The following is a 20,278-nucleotide window of genomic DNA, read 5'->3' as shown; positions in this document are numbered from 1 at the left end:
ATTCGGGCGTGTACGGCACGCCCTTTTCTATCACGATTTGAATAGCGTGCAGGCATACTGCCCCTGCCCTACAAAAACCACCCTGCCATGTATATAGGACGTTTCGCCCCCAGCCCTACCGGCCTGCTTCATATCGGCTCCCTACTGACCGCCGTCGCTTCCTATGCCGATGCGCGCGCTCATCAGGGCAAATGGCTGGTCCGCATTGAAGACCTTGACCCTCCGCGCGAAATGCCCGGCGCCGCAGCCGACATTTTGCGCACGCTCGAAGCTTTCGGTTTTGAGTGGGACGGCGAAGTAGCCTATCAAAGCCGCCGTTACGACCTATATCAAGACACCCTCGACCGCCTCAAAGCAGCCGGGCTGGTGTATCCCTGCTATTGCAGCCGCAAAGACTGGCAGGCGGCGGCAACACATGGCGCAGACGGGTTTGTATATAACGGCCGTTGCCGCAATCCTCAGCAAAGACCCGACACGCAAAACAAAACTCCGGCATGGCGCATTCAAGTTCCTGATCGCATGATCGGTTTTTCAGACGGCATTGTCGGACATTACGCACAAAATCTGGCACACGATATCGGCGATTTTGTCCTGCTTCGTGCCGACGGCTATTGGGCATATCAGCTTGCCGTGGTTGCCGACGATGCCGATCAAGGAATAACCCATATTGTCCGCGGTCAGGACTTGCTCGTTTCCACGCCGCGCCAAATCTATCTGCAACAATGCCTCGGCGTTCCCACACCGGCCTACGCCCACCTTCCCCTATTGACCAACAATCAAGGGCAAAAATGGTCGAAACAAACCCTTGCCCCGGCTTTGGATTTGAATCAAAAAGAACAACTCCTACGCCAAGTCCTAACCTACCTCAACCTACCCGATGCACCTACCGTGAACCGTCCGCAGGAATTGCTTGATTGGGCGGTGGCACACTGGCAAATGGACAAAATCCCAAAATCGTCCATTATCACAGACTGAATTAGCACGATTACAACAAAATTACTCTAGGTATTACAATATTTCATAAAGTTATGTAAGTAATCTTCCGATTCATCCCAACCCATGCCCAAGAAGCGAAAAATCATGTATATTTTGAAAATTTCCTAAAATTGTCACAAACTGATAATTTCAAGGTTGTAACAACATACGGCTGACGCGTTATTGAGGATGACAAAACGCGGCAGATCTCCCACGATACAACAAAAAGAATACCGCTATGCCAAGTGCCATTATTGTAGAAGACGAAGTATTAGCAGCAGAACGCTTACGTGTATTATTGGAAGAGTGCAATGTCGTACTGCTCAACGTCTTTCACCATGCCATGCCAGCATTGGAGTGGCTGAGCGTCCACGAAGTCGACATCGTCTTTGCCGACATCGGCATGCCGGAAATCGACGGTCTCGAGTTTGTCGAACGCATTAAGCGTACCGCCAAGCGCCAGCCGGAAATTGTATTCACCACAGCCTATGAAGAACACGCCCTACGCGCGTTTGAGCTGGCTGCCGCAGACTATCTGCTCAAACCAATCAAAATGACCCGCCTGCAAACCGCGCTTGACCGCATCATCGAGAAAAACCGCGAAAAAGCAGACAGTTTCACCCATTTCAAAGTGTACAACCGCGAACGCATGGTTGAAATCCCATGGCAACAGGCGCGTTACCTGATGGCGGAACACAAAACCGTCTATCTGTTTACCGGCGACGGCCACAGCTACGAATTACCGAAAACATTGGTTTACTGGGAAGAATTGCTGGGCGATAAAGTCATCCGCATCCACCGCAATGCCCTCGTCTTCCGCCACACCCTCGACAGCCTGATTCGACTGGACGATGACGAAAACGACGAATACGCATCCACATGGGGCGCTAAAATTCTCGATATTCCAACTCCGTTGCCTGTCAGCCGCCGACAACTGTCCACCCTGAGGAAAATCATTAAAAACAGCATTTAACAATGCGCTCCTTGATTGGCTCTCTTTAAATCAAAGGCCGTCTGAAAAGATATTTTCAGACGGCCTGAGACCTTTGCAAAATTCCCCAAAATCCCCTAAATTCCCATCAAGACATTTAGGGGATTTCTCATGAGCACCTTCTTCCGGCAAACCGCACAAGCCATGATCGCCAAACACATCAACCGCTTCCCACTATTGAAGTTGGATCAGGTGATTGATTGGCAGCCGATCGAACAGTACCTGAACCGTCAAAGAACCCGTTACCTTCGAGACCACCGCGGCCGTCCCGCCTATCCCCTGTTATCCATGTTCAAAGCCGTCCTGCTCGGACAATGGCACAGCCTCTCCGATCCCGAACTCGAACACAGCCTCATCACCCGCATCGATTTCAACCTGTTTTGCCGTTTTGACGAGTTGAGCATCCCCGATTACAGCACCTTATGCCGCTACCGCAACTGGCTGGCGCAAGACGACACCCTGTCCGAATTGCTAAAACTGATTAACTGCCAACTGACCGAAAAAGGCCTAAAAGTAGAGAAAGCATCCGCCGCCGTCATTGACGCCACCATTATTCAGACCGCCGGCAGCAAACAGCGTCAGGCCATAGAAGTCGATGACGAAGGACAAGTCAGCGGCCAAACCACACCGAGTAAGGACAAAGATGCCCGTTGGACAAAGAAAAACGGTTTATACAGACTCGGTTACAAACAACATACCCGTACCGATGGGGAAGGCTATATCGAGAAACTGCACATCACCCCTGCCAATACCCATGAGTGCAACCACCTGTTGCCTTTGTTGGAGGGCATTGCCGAAGGTACGACCGTCTATGCCGACAAAGGCTATGACAGTAAGGAAAACCGGCAACATCTGGAAGAGCATCAGTTGTTAGACGGCATTATGCGCAAAGCCTGCCGCAACCGTCCGCTGACGGAAGCGCAAACCAAACGCATCTGAAGGCGATGTGTTTGAACCTGTTGAAAGCGGCCAACAGGCTAAGTGTGCCTGTTGCCGCCTAAAAGGCGGCCCGGATGCCTGATTATCAGGTATCCAAGGGGGGATTAAGGGGGTATTTGAATAGAATCAGTGGATATTTGAAACAAAAGCAGCCGAAAACCTTTGTTTAGGTTTCGGCTGTTGGGGGAAAGACTTTTTTGCAAAGGTCTCAGATAGTATGGCAAGGCGAGGCAATACCGTACTGGTTTAAAGTTAATCCACTATAAAACAAAGGTCGTCTGAAAACCTGTTTCCAAGTTTCAGACGACCTCTTGGTCTTCATTCGTTTGCACGAACCAATCAGAAAAACAGCTCGCGCCAGCTGATACGTTTCAAACCACAGATACGACCACCCTCAACTGCCAGAGACTCACCCTTATTTAACAGTAGGCTGCGGGTTACTTTATTGGAGAAGCATTTGTTATTTGGCGTACTCGACGTAACAGAAAGCTCTTTATCCGTACCCGTACCACCTGAATCCCCGTCTGCGGTCACAGGGGAATCATCCAATTTGCTCGGATTGAGGAAGGTAAAGTTGATAACCCCATCCTGAGTCAAACCATTGGCGTATTGCATACCAAAGCCGTCCAGCTTCCGAATAACGGTATCAGGCGTAAAACGCGCGCTGCGTGCGTTCAATGCACCTCCATTATCAGCATTCACACCAATGAACGAAGTTTTTGCTGCAGTTTTCACGCTCGTACTTGCTGGTAAACAAACATCGGCACCTGCAGATTTTTCCTCTGTAACAGAATCATAGCGACGCACAGTCACAACAGCAGTACGCAAGATCATAGTCGGTTTGACGTTTACCCGTTCACCATCACGCAAATCGATTTTCCAACCTTTTTGGGTTTTGGCAACCTGGTTGTTAGTTAGATAAATATAGCCTTCTTTTCCTTTTTCTTCAGGACGAAACTCTTGTTGCTGCAAATCACTTTCGGAAGCAGCGGTTACGGTCTGATTCGGTGTCAAATCTTCATAAATACCGTAAATAGATTGCTTGTCTTTATTGGTCAGATCATTTTGATAAATCTCACTGCCCGTACCGAAAATCACGACATATTCGTTTGCTCTGCGGCGTGAAACGGCAGGTGCGGAGGTAATCGGTTTGCTGGGTGAACCCGTAAAGATTTTAACAACCTTCCAGTTGTCCGGTTTTTCGCCGCGCAGGTCAAAACGATACATATTGCCTCCACGGTCGCCCGCATACGCAACATCAATTACACCATCAAAATCAGTGTCCACAAGGGTCGGCGTGGACAGACCGCCTACACCGTCTTGAACTTCGATTTTTTTCAACAAATCGCCCGGTGCTTTACCTGTACCGTTACCACGCTTATCGCCTGTACCAACTTCCTTACCTAGCATTTCATATACATACAATGCTGTTTCATTTTTCGTATCGGCTTTATCTTCAACACGATAACCGCTGGCAAGAAAACCTGCATAGCGAATGTTTTCTTTTATATCTACACGTCCGTTATCGGCAGGTCTGCTGACCGAGACACGCCCAATTTGCGGCGTACCAATGGTATAGCCCAATGTGTTTTCCTCACCTTTGATGGTTTCAAACAATGGAACTGTTTTATTCCACTCGGTATCAGTGACATCCAAACCTGTTTTGGTAGCTTTATCTACATTACCGCCGATATTCAGGGCATAGGCACCACGACCACCCTGACCCATCGCACCAAACATAAATACGCGCTGAGTATCATTTTCAGAAGTCTGACGCAAGGTAAATCCGCCGTTAACCATATATTCATGATTGGTAATAGACGACGTATAGCTGTCTTTGGCAATATTTTTCAAAACTTTTGCCAAAGTAACCGTCTTCACATTATTACCATCTGCGACATCCCGCTCCATTGTCGAAGGGATGTAGCTGACTTTCAGTTCATACGGATGATTTGCATCTGACGAGGTTTGGAACAAATGCACCATGCCGTCATTCGCAGCCGCAACCATATATTTCTGACGCTTGATCGTATCGTTGCCAACTTTATACTTGGCCTTATTACCGACAGCAGCAACCGAACCGTCCAAAATATCGCCCAAATCACGCTGATCACCTTCCCGAATACGGTAAACTTGACTGTACGGTGTGTTTTTTGATTTATCTTGTATTGATTTATCATCACCGATACGCCCCGTCCAATTCAGCAAATCACGCCATTCATCCGAATTTTTACCATTAGCTGCATCTGCAATATCAAAATAGGCATTGTTTAAAGTATTATTGGGAATATTATTAATAAAATAAGTACTTGAACCCGTATTAATCAGGGTTTTACGGTTTGCAAACGACGGGTACAGCTTCAATTCTTCACTACGACGACCATCCTTCCCTAATCTTTGGAAAATAATCTGGCTACTCCAAGAGTTTGTTTTCAAACCGATAACTGCCGACATCTCAGGCAGGCTGCTGCTGGTCGTTGCAGGCGCGGTCGCACCAACATCGTCGTAACCCACATTTTTCGTGCCAGATTTAATCTGCTCTACAATGTCGTTAAATACCTTCGACAAACTTTCGGGTTTATCTGCCTCATAATAATACTCGGGGTGGCTGGCAGCCAGCTGCAAATACCTCTTTCCTGAGGGCGAAATACCTTGCCCGAAGCCTACGGTAAAGGTCTGCACCAGTTGTTTACTGTAATCGGCAGGATCTTTAGGATCGCCGTTCCAGCTTTTACCTGCAGCATCCGTTCCGTCGGTTTTAAAATCCTGCTCTGCAAGTTTTTTACTGAAGAAAGCTAAGCCATCATCTATATCCCAAGAGGTATCATATGCCCCCAATTCCCGCTTCTGACAAGAACCCGCCTGCCTATACCCAAAATAATTATATGCTTCTCTATACTTTGGTTCTTCCAGAGAAATATTTCGTCGATAATAATCCGAATAGCGGCTTAAATCCCCATATTTAAAATCAGACTTAGGCCATTTGTATCCTGTATTATCCAAACCACAGCTCAAATTGGCATCACCGTCAGACATCAAAACCACATATGATTTCTGGCAACGGTATTTCACATTCGGCATCACAATTTGACTGACCAACTCGAAATAACGCGAGGTAGTCGGCGTACCTCCTTTGGCCTTAATATTTTCTACCCTTTTGGCAATCTCAGTTGCCGGCATGGTAAATCCTTTGTCATCAGGAGTATCGCTCCCACCGCTATTATTTAAAGTCTGCAATGCCCAGTTAAATGTACTACCATGTTCCTTCAAAACTTTACTTAACGCATCCTTTGTAATCTGAATACGGGTTTTACTGCCAATATATTCATCCATACTACCTGAATCATCAATAAACAGCATAATGTTGTGTTTAACTTCGGGCTGTTTATTAATTTTAGATTCATTTTGCAGATACAGTGGGACTTTGGCGAACTCGCCTGCTGCGGCATTTGCCACCCCGCTCATCAAGGCGAGCGCGGAGGCGATGCTGTAAATCATCGGACGGATGGAGCCGGGGCAACGTGAAGATTTGTTTTTCATAATGCGTTCTTTTTTCATAAAATCGTCGGTTAACGGATGATGACGTTGTTTTTATTTTCTCGGAATGCGATTCTAACATTTACGATGTCATTTATGTGGGGTTCGGGCTGTTTTTTTGTCTAATGTGGCGAACAATGGCGAAAATGAAACAGACTTCATGATTGTAAAGGGAAAATCCGTTGCCAAAACACAGCTTGAACGATATGGCTTTTTGACGTAGAATGCATTGCTTCTACGGCATAGGCAGCTATGTCTGAAAAAGCACGTTACACAGCAAAATCAAAGCTGCGGAGCGTGTTTTTTTTTAGCCGAGATTTCCGAAGGCTGTCTTTTTTGTAAACAATTTTTATTTTTCAGACGGCCTGACCCATTTTTTTCGAACCGACCATCATCAGGCAAACAGGATTCCATCATGACCACTCCGGCTCTTCTCGTTCTCGCTGACGGCAGCGTATTTCACGGCACATCAATCGGTTACGAAGGTTCGACTTCCGGCGAAGTCGTGTTCAACACTTCCATGACCGGCTATCAGGAAATCCTGACCGACCCGTCCTACTGCAAACAAATCGTTACCCTTACCTACCCCCACATCGGCAACACCGGCGCCAACGCCGAAGACGAAGAAAGCCGCAGCGTTTATGCCGCAGGCTTGATTATCCGCGACCTGCCGTTGCTGCACAGCAACTTCCGCGCCTCCGAAAGCCTGCACGACTATCTGGTGCGCAACAAAACCGTCGCCATCGCCGACATCGACACCCGCCACCTGACCACATTGCTGCGTGAAAAAGGCGCACAAGGAGGCGCGATTCTGACCGGTGCAGACGCCACGGCTGAAAAAGCGCAAGAACTCATCGCCGCGTTCGGCAGCATGGTCGGCAAAGATTTGGCGAAAGAAGTTTCCTGCAAAGAAGCCTACGAATGGACCGAAGGTGAATGGGCGCTGGGCAAAGGTTTCGTTACCCCTGCCGAACAACCGTTCCACGTCGTCGCCTACGATTTCGGCGTGAAAACCAACATCTTGCGTATGCTCGCCGCACGCGGCTGCCGCCTGACCGTCGTCCCAGCCCAAACCAGCGCGGAAGACGTGTTGGCACTCAACCCTGACAGCGTATTCCTCTCCAACGGCCCCGGCGACCCCGAGCCATGCACCTACGCCATCGAAGCCGTACAAAAACTGATGGCAAGCGGCAAACCCATCTTCGGCATCTGCTTGGGACACCAGCTCATCAGCCTCGCCATCGGCGCAAAAACCCTGAAAATGCGCTTCAGCCATCACGGTGCCAACCACCCGGTACAAGATTTGGACAGCGGCAAAGTCATCATCACCAGCCAAAACCACGGTTTCGCCGTTGATGCCGACACTCTACCCGCCAACGCACGCATTACCCACAAATCCTTGTTCGACAATACTTTGCAAGGCATTGAACTGACAGACAAACCCGTGTTCTGCTTCCAAGGCCACCCCGAAGCCAGCCCCGGCCCGCAAGATGTCGGCTATCTGTTTGATAAATTCATTGACAATATCAAGGCTGCCAAACAATAAAGCTGATTTTTTCAGACGGCCACATTCAACTCAACAACAGGCCGTCTGAAAACCAAACCTCAAAAAATATAAATTCAGACTCTCTCAACATCTACACAGTCTGAAACCCAACCCTCGAATCAGAAAGGAAGAACCATGACAGAAAAGCAAATGCGCATTCTTTCCGTCGTCGCCACCCTGACCGCCGTCGGCATGTACGTTTCCTATATCCCACAAATCCAAAACAACCTCGCGGGCAACCCCGGCTCGCCGCTGCAACCCCTCGTCGCCGCCATCAACTGCACATTATGGGTTGCCTACGGCTTTTTGAAAGAAAAACGCGACTACCCCGTCATGCTGGCAAACGCCCCCGGTATCATTTTGGGCTTGATTACCTTTATCACCAGCTTTTAAGGAAGTTTTCAGACGGTCTGTGCAAAATAAAAACGTAAAAGGTCGTCTGAAAAAAGATTGTTTTGCCGCAACATTTAATTCAATCAGCCACCCCATCCTCTCTCCCGTGGGAGAGAGTTAGAGAGAGGGCAACAAGCCGCAAGGCTTGCACAAACACCCCCGATAACAAAAATGAACCCGCCCGAAAAACTATTGACCGCCGACAACCCCGCCCTGCGCCAACGCGCCAAAGCCATGCGTCAAGAAATGAGCGAGGCGGAAGCAAAATTGTGGCAGCACCTGCGAGCAGGCCGTCTGAACGGCTATAAATTCCGCCGCCAGCAACCGATTGGAAACTATATTGTTGATTTTATGTGCGTAACGCCCAAGTTGATTGTCGAAGCAGACGGCGGGCAACATACAGAACAAGCCGCATACGACCACGCGCGAACGGCACATCTCAACAGCCTGGGCTTTACCGTGCTGCGTTTTTGGAACCACGAAATTTTGCAGCAGACAAACGATGTGCTGGCGGAAATCCTGCGCGTGTTACAAGAATTGGAAAAGCAGCCTGCACAGTAGCAGATGGCTGATTTTGATTGGATTTTTGAAAATAATAGTGTAAAGCTGCCTGAATTGAGCGTTTATAAAGGTCGTCTGAAAAGCAAAAAGCAGCCTGCACAACCTGTTTTTCTTGCAGAACCCTTAAACCGAACAGCCACCCCGTCCTCTCTCCTCGTGGGAGAGAGTTAGAGAGAGGGTAACAAGCCGCAAGGCTTGTATTGGGGCGGTTAGGGTGGTGGGAAAGGTTACTGCAATTCGGGGAATGCCCTCTCCCCAGCCCTCCCCCACGGGGGAGGGAGCAGGTTACAGCAGATTAAGGCGTTGCAGGTCGTCTGAAAAAGAATGCCTGAAATATCAACGGCAGGAATTTTTCAGGTAGCCTTTATCGCAAGGCAGATGGAACAAACGCCGCAAGCGTTTTTTCAGACGGCCTTTGAACCCACAGGTAGGGTGTGTGCCGCAAGGCACGCACGCGGTGGGTTGAGATTATAGGGAAAATGGGGAGCGCGTGCGGGCGTACCGCATACATCCTATATGCAAGCTTCGGCTTGCCTGCTTTGATAAATAAGGAGAAGTCGTGAATCAACATATTAACTCAAGAACTGTTCAAAACATTTGTGGTTTGATTCATAAAACACAACCTGAAAGTGCATTATTTATAGCAATAGATGGAATATTCAATTCATGCGCAGGCGAATATTATCATGGTGATAGCGGAAAAGTGCGCTGGGGAAATCAAACAACTGATCCATATAATATTGACTGTGGGATGAATTTCCTTGGTTCAAAAGGAGAGGTTCTAAATCATCAGATTGAGAATCGAGGAGCAAAACTCATATGTGATTGGAATGGACCAGTATCAAATCCACTGAAATGCGACCAGCTAACTCCTCTTGATGAAACAGATGTACTTTATGATGTTGATGGTTCAAATCCAAATAGTAATGAAATAGATCCAAAGTATATTTTGCCTAATGGTTCATCAAACTCTGATAAATATAAATTATTACTAAAAATGGTAGAATTTATTGATTCAGAAATAAATGGGAAAATAGTTGATAAAAAAATTAATGAAATAGCAGCTTGGTTAATAATATCTGACAAGAAAGATATTTCATATTGTAATCGAAAGTATTTCTCTTTGTTTGAGACATACAAAGTAAAGAAATTGAAGAAATATTTTCTTAAAAACATTTCCAATGACAAAAAAATTGAAGATCTGTCCTGCTTGCTAAATAACGATAGATTATTTTATGAAAAATTAAGCAAATGGGCGAATGATAAAACCAAGAAGCTCAACTGTAATTTGAAAAGTAATCCCAAACAGATTAAATTAATACCTAAACATGTTTCTTATTAATTACAGCATTTAATTCAAATTAAATAACTTGAAAAGAGACCCCCCATGCCCAAACGTACCGACCTAAAATCCATCCTTATCATCGGCGCCGGCCCTATCGTTATCGGTCAGGCCTGCGAATTTGACTATTCGGGCGCACAGGCCTGCAAGGCTTTGCGTGAAGAAGGCTATAAAGTCATTCTGGTGAATTCCAACCCCGCCACGATTATGACCGACCCTGAAATGGCGGATGTTACCTACATCGAGCCGATTATGTGGCAGACGGTGGAGAAGATTATCGCCAAGGAGCGGCCCGATGCGATTCTGCCCACGATGGGCGGCCAGACCGCGCTGAACTGTGCGCTGGATTTGGCGCGCAACGGCGTACTGGCGAAATACAATGTCGAATTAATCGGCGCGACGGAAGACGCGATCGACAAGGCGGAAGACCGCGGTCGCTTTAAGGAAGCGATGGAGAAAATCGGTCTCTCCTGCCCGAAATCTTTTGTCTGCCACACGATGAACGAAGCCTTGGCAGCGCAAGAACAGGTCGGCTTCCCGACGCTGATTCGTCCGTCTTTCACCATGGGCGGTTCGGGCGGCGGCATTGCCTACAATAAAGACGAGTTTCTGGCGATTTGCGAACGCGGTTTCGATGCGTCGCCCACGCATGAGCTGCTGATTGAGCAGTCCGTCCTCGGCTGGAAAGAGTACGAGATGGAAGTGGTGCGCGATAAGAACGACAACTGCATCATCATTTGCTCGATTGAAAACTTCGACCCGATGGGCGTGCATACGGGCGACTCGATTACGGTTGCGCCGGCGCAAACGCTGACGGACAAAGAATACCAAATCATGCGCAACGCAAGCTTAGCGGTATTGCGCGAAATCGGCGTGGACACGGGCGGCTCGAACGTGCAGTTTGCGGTGAACCCTGAAAACGGCGAGATGATTGTGATTGAGATGAACCCGCGCGTGAGCCGTTCGTCCGCGCTGGCTTCCAAAGCGACGGGCTTCCCGATTGCGAAAGTGGCGGCGAAACTGGCAGTCGGCTTTACGCTGGACGAGTTGCGCAACGACATCACCGGCGGCCGTACGCCCGCGTCGTTCGAGCCTTCCATCGACTATGTGGTAACCAAAATCCCGCGTTTCGCGTTTGAAAAATTCCCCGCCGCAGACGACCGCCTGACCACGCAGATGAAATCGGTGGGCGAAGTGATGGCGATGGGCCGCACCATTCAGGAAAGCTTCCAAAAAGCCCTGCGCGGCTTGGAAACTGGCTTGTGCGGCTTCAATCCGAGAAGCTCCGACAAAGCGGAAATCCGCCGCGAACTGGCGAACCCCGGCCCCGAACGTATGCTGTTTGTGGCAGACGCATTCCGCGCGGGCTTCACGCTGGAAGAAATCCACGAAATCTGCGCCATCGACCCTTGGTTCTTGGCGCAAATCGAAGACTTGGTGAAAGAAGAGCAGCAGGTAAGTGCAGGCTGCCTGCAAGATTTGGATTTCGCCGCCTTACGTCGTCTGAAACGCAAAGGCTTCTCCGACAAACGCATCGCGCAGCTTTTAGGCGTAAAAGAAAAAGAAGTGCGCGAACACCGCTACGCGCTGAAGCTGCATCCTGTCTATAAACGCGTCGATACCTGCGCCGCCGAGTTCGCCACCGAAACCGCCTACCTCTACTCTACTTACGAAGAAGAATGCGAAGCGCGTCCTTCCGACCGTAAAAAAGTGATGATTCTCGGCGGCGGCCCGAACCGCATCGGTCAAGGCATCGAGTTTGACTACTGCTGCGTTCACGCCGCGCTTGCCCTGCGCGAATCGGGTTTTGAAACGATTATGGTGAACTGCAACCCCGAAACCGTGTCCACCGACTTCGACACCAGCGACCGCCTGTATTTCGAGCCGCTGACGCTGGAAGACGTGTTGGAAATCGTCCGCACCGAAAACCCGTGGGGCGTGATTGTGCATTACGGCGGCCAAACCCCGCTCAAACTCGCCAACGCGCTGGTTGAAAACGGCGTAAACATCATCGGCACATCCGCCGACAGCATCGACGCCGCCGAAGACCGCGAACGCTTCCAAAAAGTGTTGAACGACTTAGGCCTGCGCCAACCGCCCAACCGCATCGCCCACAACGAAGAAGAAGCGCTCGTCAAAGCCGAAGAAATCGGCTATCCGCTCGTCGTGCGTCCGTCTTACGTCCTCGGTGGCCGCGCCATGCAGGTCGTCCACTCCGCCGAAGAGTTGCAAAAATACATGCGCGAAGCCGTGCAGGTATCCGAAGACAGCCCCGTGTTGCTCGACTTCTTCCTGAACAACGCGATTGAAGTCGATGTGGACTGCGTTTCAGACGGCAAAGACGTCGTTATCGGCGGCATCATGCAGCACGTCGAACAGGCAGGCATCCACTCCGGCGACTCCGGCTGCTCGCTGCCGCCCTACTCGCTCAGCGAAGAAATCCAAGACGAAATCCGCCGCCAAACCAAAGCCATGGCCTACGCGCTGGGCGTGGTCGGCCTGATGAACGTCCAGTTTGCCGTGCAGGACGGCGTGGTGTTCGTGTTGGAAGTGAACCCGCGCGCCAGCCGTACCGTCCCCTTCGTCTCCAAAGCCACCGGCGTACCGCTCGCCAAAGTCGGCGCGCGCTGCATGGCAGGCATTTCCCTGCAAGAGCAAGGCGTGGAAAAAGAAGTCGTCCCCGATTTCTATGCCGTTAAAGAAGCCGTGTTCCCCTTCATCAAATTCCCCGGCGTGGATACAATTTTGGGCCCGGAAATGCGCTCCACCGGCGAAGTGATGGGCGTGGGCGCAACCTTCGGCGAAGCCTACTACAAAGCCCAACTCGGCGCAGGCGAACGCCTGAACCCGACCGGCAAAATCTTCCTCGCCGTGCGCGACGAAGACAAACCGCTCATCGTCAAAACCGCGCAAAACTTCCAAGCACTCGGCTACGGCGTCTGCGCCACACGCGGCACCGCCGAATACCTGAAAGAGCACGGCATCATCGTGCAAGCGGTGAACAAAGTGCAGGAAGGCCGCCCGCACATCGTGGACGCAATTAAAAACGGTGAAATCGCGCTGGTAGTCAACACTGTCAGCAGCTCGGCACAATCCATTTCCGACAGCCACAGCATCCGCCGCACCTCCCTCACCCAACGCGTGCCGCAATACACCACCATCGCCGGCGGCGAAGCCATGAGCGAAGGCGCAAAAAGCCGCGATCACCTGGGCGTGTACAGCGTACAGGAATTGCATGGCCGTCTGAAAAACAAAGCCTAATCAATCCTATCGGATTTAAATAGCTAAAAGGCCGTCTGAAACCTGATTGCTCAGTTTCAGACGGCCTTTTCATATTTCAAATTCCAACCGTCTGTCCATCAAAACAACCTTTTCTGCCATCTCCAAACAAGCAATAGCAACATGAAATATAATTTCGTTATTGATTGGATTCATACGACAAAATTGTTGTTTTTTCACCATAATCCAAAAATATCGAGTTTAACGCCTATTCTCCTTGCTTTATAATGGCCGTCTGAAATAAAAATACAATTAAAGCAGAAGCATGTCTTTGCAACTTAAGCAGATTTGCATAATTAAATATATGCTTTAATCATAATAATGATAAAATAATACGGCTTTCCTCTAAATTAAAGGGAAAACTGCACAAGAAACGGAAAATAAAATGAGTGTCGGATTATTGCGTGTTTTGGTTCAAAGCCAAACCATCTCAAATCAACAAGCGGAACATTACAACAGCCTTTTACAATCGGGCAAAGAAATCCTGCCCAACCTGTTTTCAGACGGCATCATCTCCCCTAAAGCTTTGGGAGAGTTGGTTGCGCGCGTATTCAGCTATCCCCTTTTGGATTTGCGCTACTACCCGCGCAATAATGTAGTCAGCGACATTCTGACGGAAGAGCAAATGGTGCAAAACCGTTGCATTCCGATTTTCAAACGCGGACGCAAGGTTTATTTCGCCGTATCCGATCCGACCCAAATCCAAAAATTTCAAAAAATTGCTTTTGCTTCAGGTTTAAATGTCGACTTGGTAGTAGTTCCAGACGACCAGCTCAGCTCATTGCTGGAATGGCTGGGTCAACGTTCGACCACCATTCTGAAAGAAATCAACGACGAACATGAAGCAACGCAACAATCGCAATCGCTTTATATCGACAATGAAGAGGCTGAAGACGGTCCAATCCCCCGCTTCATCCATAAAACCTTATCCGATGCCCTGAACGCGAGCGCATCGGACATCCACTTTGAATTCTACGAACAAATGGCGCGCGTTCGTTTCCGCGTGGACGGGCAGTTGCGTGAAGTCGTACAGCCTCCTGTCGCAGTACGCGGCCAGTTGGCATCACGTATCAAAGTGATGGCGCGTTTGGATATTTCCGAAAAACGTATTCCTCAAGACGGCAGAATTCAAATTGCCTTCCATAAACACGGCCGTCCGATTGACTTTCGTGTCAGCACGTTGCCGACATTGTTTGGCGAAAAAGTGGTGATGCGTATCCTAAATTCCGATGGGACATCGCTCAATATCGACCAGCTCGGTTTAGAGCCTTTCCAAAAAGAAATGCTGCTTGAGGCCATCAACCGCCCTTACGGCATGGTATTGGTTACAGGTCCGACAGGTTCTGGTAAAACCGTTTCGCTCTATACCTGCCTGAGTATTTTGAACACGGAAGATGTGAACATTTCAACTGCAGAAGATCCGGCCGAGATTAATCTGCCGGGTGTCAACCAAGTTAACGTCAATGAAAAGCAAGGCCTGACGTTTGCTGCTGCCCTCCGATCCTTCTTACGTCAAGATCCTGATATTATTATGGTCGGTGAGATTCGGGACTTGGAAACCGCCGACATCGCCATTAAAGCCGCCCAAACCGGCCACATGGTTTTCTCAACCCTGCATACCAATAATGCACCGGCCACGCTGTCCCGCCTTTTGAACATGGGCGTAGCGCCTTTCAATATCGCCAGCTCGGTCAGCCTGATTATGGCGCAAAGGCTGTTGCGCAGACTGTGTCCAAACTGCAAACGCGAAGTTGAACGCCCGCCGGTTCCGGCATTGAAAAAAGCCGGCTTTACCGATACGGACTTGGCTCAAGATTGGAAACTCTACCGCCCGGTTGGCTGCGACAGCTGCCGCGGCAAAGGCTTTAAAGGCCGCGTCGGTATTTATGAAGTCATGCCGGTCAGCGATGAAATGCAAAAAGTCATTATGAACAACGGTACAGAAGTTGATATCATGAACATGGCCTATCAGGAAGGCATGGTAGACTTGCGTCGCGCCGGCCTCATGAAAGTCATGCAAGGCCTGACCTCGTTGGAAGAAGTGACTGCTCATACCAATGACTAAACTGCCATATTTTCGAAAATTAAAATAAAGCGGCACGGGGAAACAGTCCGCTTTATTTCTTACTAACAAGGGATAACACATGGCTCAAGCAGAGCAAAAAAGAAGTCTGTTCGGCTCAAGAAGCAAAGGCAAGCGTTTTACTTTTGAAGGAAAAAATACCGAGACCGAACGTCTTGTCCATGGTGAAGTAGTTGCCAAAGACGAAGAAGAAGCACGCAAGAAACTCCAACGCAGAGGCATTCGTCCTTTGCGTATCAGCAAAGTTAAAACCGCACGCAAACGCCGTATTACCCAAGAAGACATTACAGTGTTCACCCGCCAACTGGCAACGATGATGAAGGCAGGCTTACCGCTGATGCAGGCTTTTGAAATCGTTGCGCGCGGCCACTCCAATCCGAGCATGACCGAAATGCTGATGCAGGTTCGCTCCGATGTCGAACAAGGTAGCGCATTGGGTAAATCGTTCTCCAAATATCCAAAATATTTCGACCGCTTTTATTGTAATCTGGTTAGCGCAGGCGAGTCCGGCGGCGTACTGGAAAGCTTATTGGACAAACTGGCTGTCTATAAAGAAAAAACCCAAGCCATTAAGAAAAAAGTCAAAACCGCACTGACCTACCCGATTGCCATTATCGTGGTGGCGGTTGCGCTTATCTTCATCATGATGATGTTTGTACTGCCTGCCTTTAAAGAAGTTTATGCCAATATGGGTGCAGAGCTGCCAAGGCTTACCCAACTTGTCATGAGTTTGTCCGATTTATTCGTCGACTATGGCTGGATTATGATCATCCTTTTGATTGTTTCCGCCTTCGGCCTGTACAAACTCCATGAAAAATCGCCTACCTTCCAAAAACGAATCGATGCTCTGATTTTGAGACTCCCTGTTTTTGGCGCCATCGTCCGTAAAGCAACCATTGCCCGTTGGGCGCGTACGACTTCCACCCTCTTCGCAGCCGGCGTTCCTTTGGTGGAAGTATTAGATTCAGTTGCAGGCGCATCCGGCAATATTCTCTATGAAGAAGCCACTCAAGACATCCGCGCCAAGGTAACCCAAGGTCTGTCGCTGACATCCAGTATGCAAAGTACGGATATGTTCCCCAATATGGTGATCCAAATGGCGGCCATCGGCGAAGAGTCAGGCTCTTTGGACGATATGCTGAACAAAGCTGCCGAATTCTACGAAGATGAAGTAGACAACTCCGTCTCCCGATTGTCTCACTTGATGGAGTCTATCATCATGGTGGTATTGGGTTCGCTCATCGGTATCTTGCTGATTGCCATGTATCTGCCGCTGTTTAACTTGGGTAATGTCGTAGGTTGATATGCTTGATAGTATTTACTCTGCCATCGACGCCCTCTCCGTTCTTGCGCCATTCGCCATTCCTTTAGCCGTTATTTTAGGATTGCTGATTGGCAGCTTTCTAAACGTTGTCATTTATCGCACGCCGATAATGATGGAACGCGAATGGACACAATTTTCTAAAGAGCATTTGGGCATCAAGCTGACAGATGAAGAAAAACAGCCATTTAATCTGTGCAAACCGAATTCACGCTGCCCAAAATGCAAAAACCCAGTCAAACCTTGGCAAAACATCCCCATCCTCAGCTATGTTTTACTGGGCGGGAAATGCCACTCCTGCAAAACCGCTATCGGCATACGCTATCCGCTGATTGAGCTGCTGACAAGTGTCTTATTCGGTATTGTCGCGTGGCAATACGGCTGGTCATGTACAACTATTGGCGGATTAATTTTGACTGCCATATTGATTGCGCTGACCTTTATTGATGCCGATACACAATATTTACCCGACAGCCTGACTCAGCCCCTAATCTGGATCGGCCTGCTGTTTAATCTGAATGACACATTCGTACCTCTGCATTCAGCCGTTTTAGGCGCAATCGCAGGCTATATGAGCCTTTATACTTTATGCGCCGTCTATAAACTTCTGACCGGTAAAATTGGCATGGGCAATGGCGACTTCAAACTTTTGGCCGCGCTCGGGGCATGGCTGGGCGTAGGTATCTTGCCTGTTCTGATCTTCATGGCTGCCTTAGTCGGACTGGTGGGCGCACTCATTGCCCGCGTCGGTAAAGGTCAATATTTTGCTTTTGGTCCCAGCCTTGCTGTAGCAGGATGGATTATTTTGGTTGCCAATGCACCTATTACCCAACTGGTACAATGGTGGCTCGTACAATCAGGATTCCGATAATGACATTATGGATAGGCTTGACCGGCGGTATCGGTAGCGGTAAATCATCTATTGCCCAAATGTTTGCCGAACTTGGCGCACCCATTATCGATGCCGATGCCATCAGCCGTTCACTGACCGCTGAAAACGGTGAAGCCCTTCCTGTCATCCGCCAGCTTTTCGGCGATGAGGTTTTTGACAGTGAAGGCCGTCTGAATCGTATGGCTTTACGGGAAGAAGTTTTCAGACGGCCTCAATCCAAAAAACAACTGGAAAACCTGCTTCTGCCATTAATCTTAAACAAAATCCAGCAGCAGAAACAACAACTTGCCTCATCCACCTACGGCATTGTCGATGTACCGCTTTTGATTGAGAATCCGGCATTTAAAGCGGAGACTGACCGCATTTTGGTTGTAGATGTTCCAGAGTCCGTCCAAATCGAACGCGTACATCAACGCAATGGTTTTTCAAAAGAACAAACGCGTCAAATCATGGCCACCCAAGCTTCTCGATGTGAAAGACTGCTGCATGCCGATGATGTATTGGATAATACTCATAGCATGGAAGAAACAAAAATCAAGGTTGCCCGCTTGCATCAATACTATCAATCCATTGCACAATCACCGAAAGAAACTGCATGACCGCACCTGTTGTAAAATGTCCAACCTGCCACAAAGAAGTTGTTTGGAACACCGACAGCCCCTACCGCCCTTTCTGCAGCAAACGGTGTAAACTTATTGATTTAGGCGAATGGGCACAAGAAAAATACACCGTTTCTTCGGAAGACGATCCTTTTTCAGACCTGTTGGACGGCAAATAAACTGCGCCGCCTCCTTCAATCTATCCAAAACAGGCTCAAAACAGTAAAATACCCTCTTTATTCCAACCTATTCCATCCACCATGCTCACCTTCCAACAAATCATCTTCAAACTGCAAACATTCTGGGCAGACAAAGGCTGCACCGTCATCCAACCTTTCGACATGGAAGTCGGCGCCGGCACTTCCCACCCCGCCACCTGCCTGCGCGCGCTCGGCCCCGAGCCTTGGTTTGCCGCCTACGTTCAACCCAGCCGCCGCCCCAAAGACGGCCGCTACGGCGACAATCCCAACCGCCTGCAACACTATTACCAGTTCCAAGTCGCCCTCAAACCCGCGCCCGCCAATATCCAAGACCTCTATCTCGATTCCCTGCGCGAATTGGGCATCGACCCGAAAGTCCACGACATCCGCTTCGTCGAAGACGACTGGGAAAACCCCACCCTCGGCGCATGGGGCTTGGGCTGGGAAGTCTGGCTCAACGGCATGGAAGTGACCCAGTTCACCTACTTCCAACAAGTTGGCGGCATTGACTGCACCCCCGTACTCGGCGAAATCACCTACGGCATCGAACGCTTGGCGATGTATCTGCAAGGCGTGGAAAACGTCTATGACCTCGTTTGGGCAAAAACGCTGGACGGCAACACCGTCACCTACGGCGACGTGTACCACCAAAACGAAGTCGAACAATCCACCTACAACTTCGAATACAGCGATGCCGATTGGCTCTTGCGCCAATTCAACGACTATGAAGAACAAGCCAAACGCCTGCTTGCAGTTGAAGACACCAGTCTTGCCCTGCCTGCTTACGAGCTTGTACTCAAAGCCGGCCATACGTTCAACCTCTTGGATGCACGCGGTGCCATTTCCGTTACCGAACGCGCAACCTACATCGGCCGCATTCGTGCACTGAGCCGTATCGTTGCACAAAAATTCGTTGAAAGCCGCGAAAAACTGGGCTTCCCATTGCTTAAAAACCAATAAGCCCACACATACTTACTATGCCGCCCTTTGATATATTCAAGTGGCGGCGTTTCTATTTTCAGACGGCCTTGACGTCAATGCCATCGTAAACACTTCCAGCTTGCTTTCAGGTAAAATAAACCCTTTATTACATAAGCCGTCTGAAAACATGAGTTCATCCTCTTCTGCAAAAATTCCCTTTTTCTTACTTTCCCTCGTTGCCATCATTCTTGACCAACTGAGCAAATGGGAAATCTTGAAACACTTTACCGAAGGCGAACGCCTCAATATCATTCCAGGCTTCTTTGACCTGACCCTTGCCTATAATCCAGGCGCGGCATTCAGCTTTTTGGCCGACCAAGGCGGCTGGCAGAAATTCTTCTTTTTAGGTCTGGCCGTCGTTATCAGCTTGTATTTAGCCCGTGCCATTTTGCGTGATGAGTTTGGCCGCTGGGGCAAACTAGGGGCTGCCATGATTATCGGCGGCGCGATTGGCAATGTGGTTGACCGTCTGATTCACGGCCACGTTGTCGATTTTCTGCTTTTCTATTGGCAAAACTGGTTCTACCCCGCATTTAACATTGCCGACAGCTTTATCTGCGTTGGCGCAGTTTGCTTGGTAATAGACGGTTTGCTGCACAAAAAAACACCTTCAAACGACACAAAGGCCGTCTGAAAACG

16 protein-coding genes and 1 pseudogene are annotated in these 20,278 nt (G+C 49.1%); 15 read left to right on the top strand and 2 right to left on the bottom strand.

Annotated features, from left to right (window positions below; genetic code table 11):
• Positions 1-87 precede the first annotated feature (87 nt).
• The 3 genes and pseudogenes from gluQRS (at position 88) to ACTHTQ_RS03345 (ending at position 2,967) form a co-directional block, all read left to right on the top strand.
• Positions 88-975 carry a tRNA glutamyl-Q(34) synthetase GluQRS gene (gluQRS, locus tag ACTHTQ_RS03355; protein WP_440363091.1) on the top strand — a complete coding sequence of 296 codons (888 nt, stop codon included), beginning with the start codon at positions 88-90 and terminating at the stop codon, positions 973-975.
• 238 nt (positions 976-1,213) lie between these two features.
• Positions 1,214-1,948, top strand: coding sequence for a LytR/AlgR family response regulator transcription factor (locus tag ACTHTQ_RS03350; RefSeq protein ID WP_003686784.1), 735 nt, complete (start codon positions 1,214-1,216; stop codon positions 1,946-1,948).
• Between the two features lie 129 nt (positions 1,949-2,077).
• Positions 2,078-2,967, top strand: a pseudogene (locus ACTHTQ_RS03345) (IS5 family transposase).
• Positions 2,968-3,244: 277 nt separating this feature from the next.
• Here ACTHTQ_RS03345 and pilC read toward each other — a convergent pair.
• Positions 3,245-6,463 carry a PilC family type IV pilus tip adhesin gene (gene pilC / locus ACTHTQ_RS03340; RefSeq protein ID WP_440363090.1) on the bottom strand — a complete coding sequence of 1,073 codons (3,219 nt, stop codon included), beginning with the start codon at positions 6,461-6,463 and terminating at the stop codon, positions 3,245-3,247.
• A gap of 394 nt (positions 6,464-6,857) precedes the next feature.
• Between pilC and carA the strand changes: the two genes are divergently transcribed.
• From carA to ACTHTQ_RS03325, 3 genes are all read left to right on the top strand, one after another.
• The gene (gene carA / locus ACTHTQ_RS03335; protein WP_440363089.1) at positions 6,858-7,988 is read left to right on the top strand and encodes a glutamine-hydrolyzing carbamoyl-phosphate synthase small subunit; all 1,131 of its coding nucleotides are present in this window, start codon (positions 6,858-6,860) and stop codon (positions 7,986-7,988) included.
• A 135-nt stretch (positions 7,989-8,123) separates the two neighbouring features.
• Positions 8,124-8,381 carry a SemiSWEET family transporter gene (locus tag ACTHTQ_RS03330; protein ID WP_016687622.1) on the top strand — a complete coding sequence of 86 codons (258 nt, stop codon included), beginning with the start codon at positions 8,124-8,126 and terminating at the stop codon, positions 8,379-8,381.
• A 171-nt stretch (positions 8,382-8,552) separates the two neighbouring features.
• The gene (locus ACTHTQ_RS03325; protein WP_440363088.1) at positions 8,553-8,942 is read left to right on the top strand and encodes an endonuclease domain-containing protein; all 390 of its coding nucleotides are present in this window, start codon (positions 8,553-8,555) and stop codon (positions 8,940-8,942) included.
• Between the two features lie 364 nt (positions 8,943-9,306).
• On the opposite strand, the gene ACTHTQ_RS03320 is transcribed toward ACTHTQ_RS03325, so the two are convergent.
• A complete protein-coding gene (locus ACTHTQ_RS03320) occupies positions 9,307-9,513 on the bottom strand; it encodes a hypothetical protein (RefSeq protein ID WP_440363087.1) in 207 nt (68 codons plus the stop codon).
• On the opposite strand from ACTHTQ_RS03320, the gene ACTHTQ_RS03315 reads away from it, so the two are divergent.
• From ACTHTQ_RS03315 to lspA, 9 genes are all read left to right on the top strand, one after another.
• Positions 9,502-10,284 carry a hypothetical protein gene (locus ACTHTQ_RS03315; RefSeq protein WP_314912390.1) on the top strand — a complete coding sequence of 261 codons (783 nt, stop codon included), beginning with the start codon at positions 9,502-9,504 and terminating at the stop codon, positions 10,282-10,284. The two genes, ACTHTQ_RS03320 and ACTHTQ_RS03315, sit on opposite strands and share 12 nt — an antisense overlap.
• Positions 10,285-10,329: 45 nt before the next feature.
• Positions 10,330-13,545 carry a carbamoyl-phosphate synthase large subunit gene (gene carB, locus ACTHTQ_RS03310; RefSeq protein WP_440363086.1) on the top strand — a complete coding sequence of 1,072 codons (3,216 nt, stop codon included), beginning with the start codon at positions 10,330-10,332 and terminating at the stop codon, positions 13,543-13,545.
• A gap of 403 nt (positions 13,546-13,948) precedes the next feature.
• Positions 13,949-15,628, top strand: coding sequence for a type IV-A pilus assembly ATPase PilB (pilB, locus tag ACTHTQ_RS03305; RefSeq protein ID WP_070749190.1), 1,680 nt, complete (start codon positions 13,949-13,951; stop codon positions 15,626-15,628).
• 79 nt (positions 15,629-15,707) lie between these two features.
• A complete protein-coding gene (locus tag ACTHTQ_RS03300; RefSeq protein WP_049328380.1) occupies positions 15,708-16,949 on the top strand; it encodes a type II secretion system F family protein in 1,242 nt (413 codons plus the stop codon).
• Position 16,950: 1 nt separating this feature from the next.
• Positions 16,951-17,838: a prepilin peptidase gene (locus ACTHTQ_RS03295; protein WP_003685842.1), complete on the top strand. Its 888-nt coding sequence runs from the start codon at positions 16,951-16,953 to the stop codon at positions 17,836-17,838.
• A complete protein-coding gene (gene coaE, locus ACTHTQ_RS03290; RefSeq protein WP_440363085.1) occupies positions 17,838-18,458 on the top strand; it encodes a dephospho-CoA kinase in 621 nt (206 codons plus the stop codon). The genes ACTHTQ_RS03295 and coaE overlap by 1 nt, the downstream gene beginning before the upstream one ends.
• A complete protein-coding gene (gene yacG, locus ACTHTQ_RS03285) occupies positions 18,455-18,637 on the top strand; it encodes a DNA gyrase inhibitor YacG (protein ID WP_003682475.1) in 183 nt (60 codons plus the stop codon). Before coaE ends, yacG begins: the two co-directional genes overlap by 4 nt.
• An 81-nt stretch (positions 18,638-18,718) precedes the next feature.
• Positions 18,719-19,618, top strand: a complete 900-nt coding sequence (glyQ, locus tag ACTHTQ_RS03280) for a glycine--tRNA ligase subunit alpha (protein ID WP_440363084.1) — start codon at positions 18,719-18,721, stop codon at positions 19,616-19,618.
• Between the two features lie 148 nt (positions 19,619-19,766).
• A complete protein-coding gene (lspA, locus tag ACTHTQ_RS03275; RefSeq protein WP_070633008.1) occupies positions 19,767-20,273 on the top strand; it encodes a signal peptidase II in 507 nt (168 codons plus the stop codon).
• The last annotated feature ends 5 nt before the right edge of the window (positions 20,274-20,278 follow it).

The organism is Neisseria sp. P0020.S003, assembly GCF_051957095.1.
Classification (GTDB): domain Bacteria; phylum Pseudomonadota; class Gammaproteobacteria; order Burkholderiales; family Neisseriaceae; genus Neisseria; species Neisseria subflava.
This window is presented reverse-complemented; position numbering and strand designations above follow the sequence as displayed.

Bases quoted from the DNA above. Each gene is read 5' to 3' on its own strand.
- yacG (WP_003682475.1), top strand. From the start codon at position 18,455: ATGACCGCACCTGTTGTAAAATGTCCAACCTGCCACAAAGAAGTTGTT.
- ACTHTQ_RS03300 (WP_049328380.1), top strand. From the start codon at position 15,708: ATGGCTCAAGCAGAGCAAAAAAGAAGTCTGTTCGGCTCAAGAAGCAAA.
- carA (WP_440363089.1), top strand. From the start codon at position 6,858: ATGACCACTCCGGCTCTTCTCGTTCTCGCTGACGGCAGCGTATTTCAC.
- glyQ (WP_440363084.1), top strand. From the start codon at position 18,719: ATGCTCACCTTCCAACAAATCATCTTCAAACTGCAAACATTCTGGGCA.
- ACTHTQ_RS03295 (WP_003685842.1), top strand. From the start codon at position 16,951: ATGCTTGATAGTATTTACTCTGCCATCGACGCCCTCTCCGTTCTTGCG.
- carB (WP_440363086.1), top strand. From the start codon at position 10,330: ATGCCCAAACGTACCGACCTAAAATCCATCCTTATCATCGGCGCCGGC.
- pilB (WP_070749190.1), top strand. From the start codon at position 13,949: ATGAGTGTCGGATTATTGCGTGTTTTGGTTCAAAGCCAAACCATCTCA.
- ACTHTQ_RS03320 (WP_440363087.1), bottom strand. From the start codon at position 9,513: ATGTTGATTCACGACTTCTCCTTATTTATCAAAGCAGGCAAGCCGAAG.
- pilC (WP_440363090.1), bottom strand. From the start codon at position 6,463: ATGAAAAAAGAACGCATTATGAAAAACAAATCTTCACGTTGCCCCGGC.
- coaE (WP_440363085.1), top strand. From the start codon at position 17,838: ATGACATTATGGATAGGCTTGACCGGCGGTATCGGTAGCGGTAAATCA.
- ACTHTQ_RS03325 (WP_440363088.1), top strand. From the start codon at position 8,553: ATGAACCCGCCCGAAAAACTATTGACCGCCGACAACCCCGCCCTGCGC.
- ACTHTQ_RS03330 (WP_016687622.1), top strand. From the start codon at position 8,124: ATGACAGAAAAGCAAATGCGCATTCTTTCCGTCGTCGCCACCCTGACC.
- gluQRS (WP_440363091.1), top strand. From the start codon at position 88: ATGTATATAGGACGTTTCGCCCCCAGCCCTACCGGCCTGCTTCATATC.
- ACTHTQ_RS03350 (WP_003686784.1), top strand. From the start codon at position 1,214: ATGCCAAGTGCCATTATTGTAGAAGACGAAGTATTAGCAGCAGAACGC.
- lspA (WP_070633008.1), top strand. From the start codon at position 19,767: ATGAGTTCATCCTCTTCTGCAAAAATTCCCTTTTTCTTACTTTCCCTC.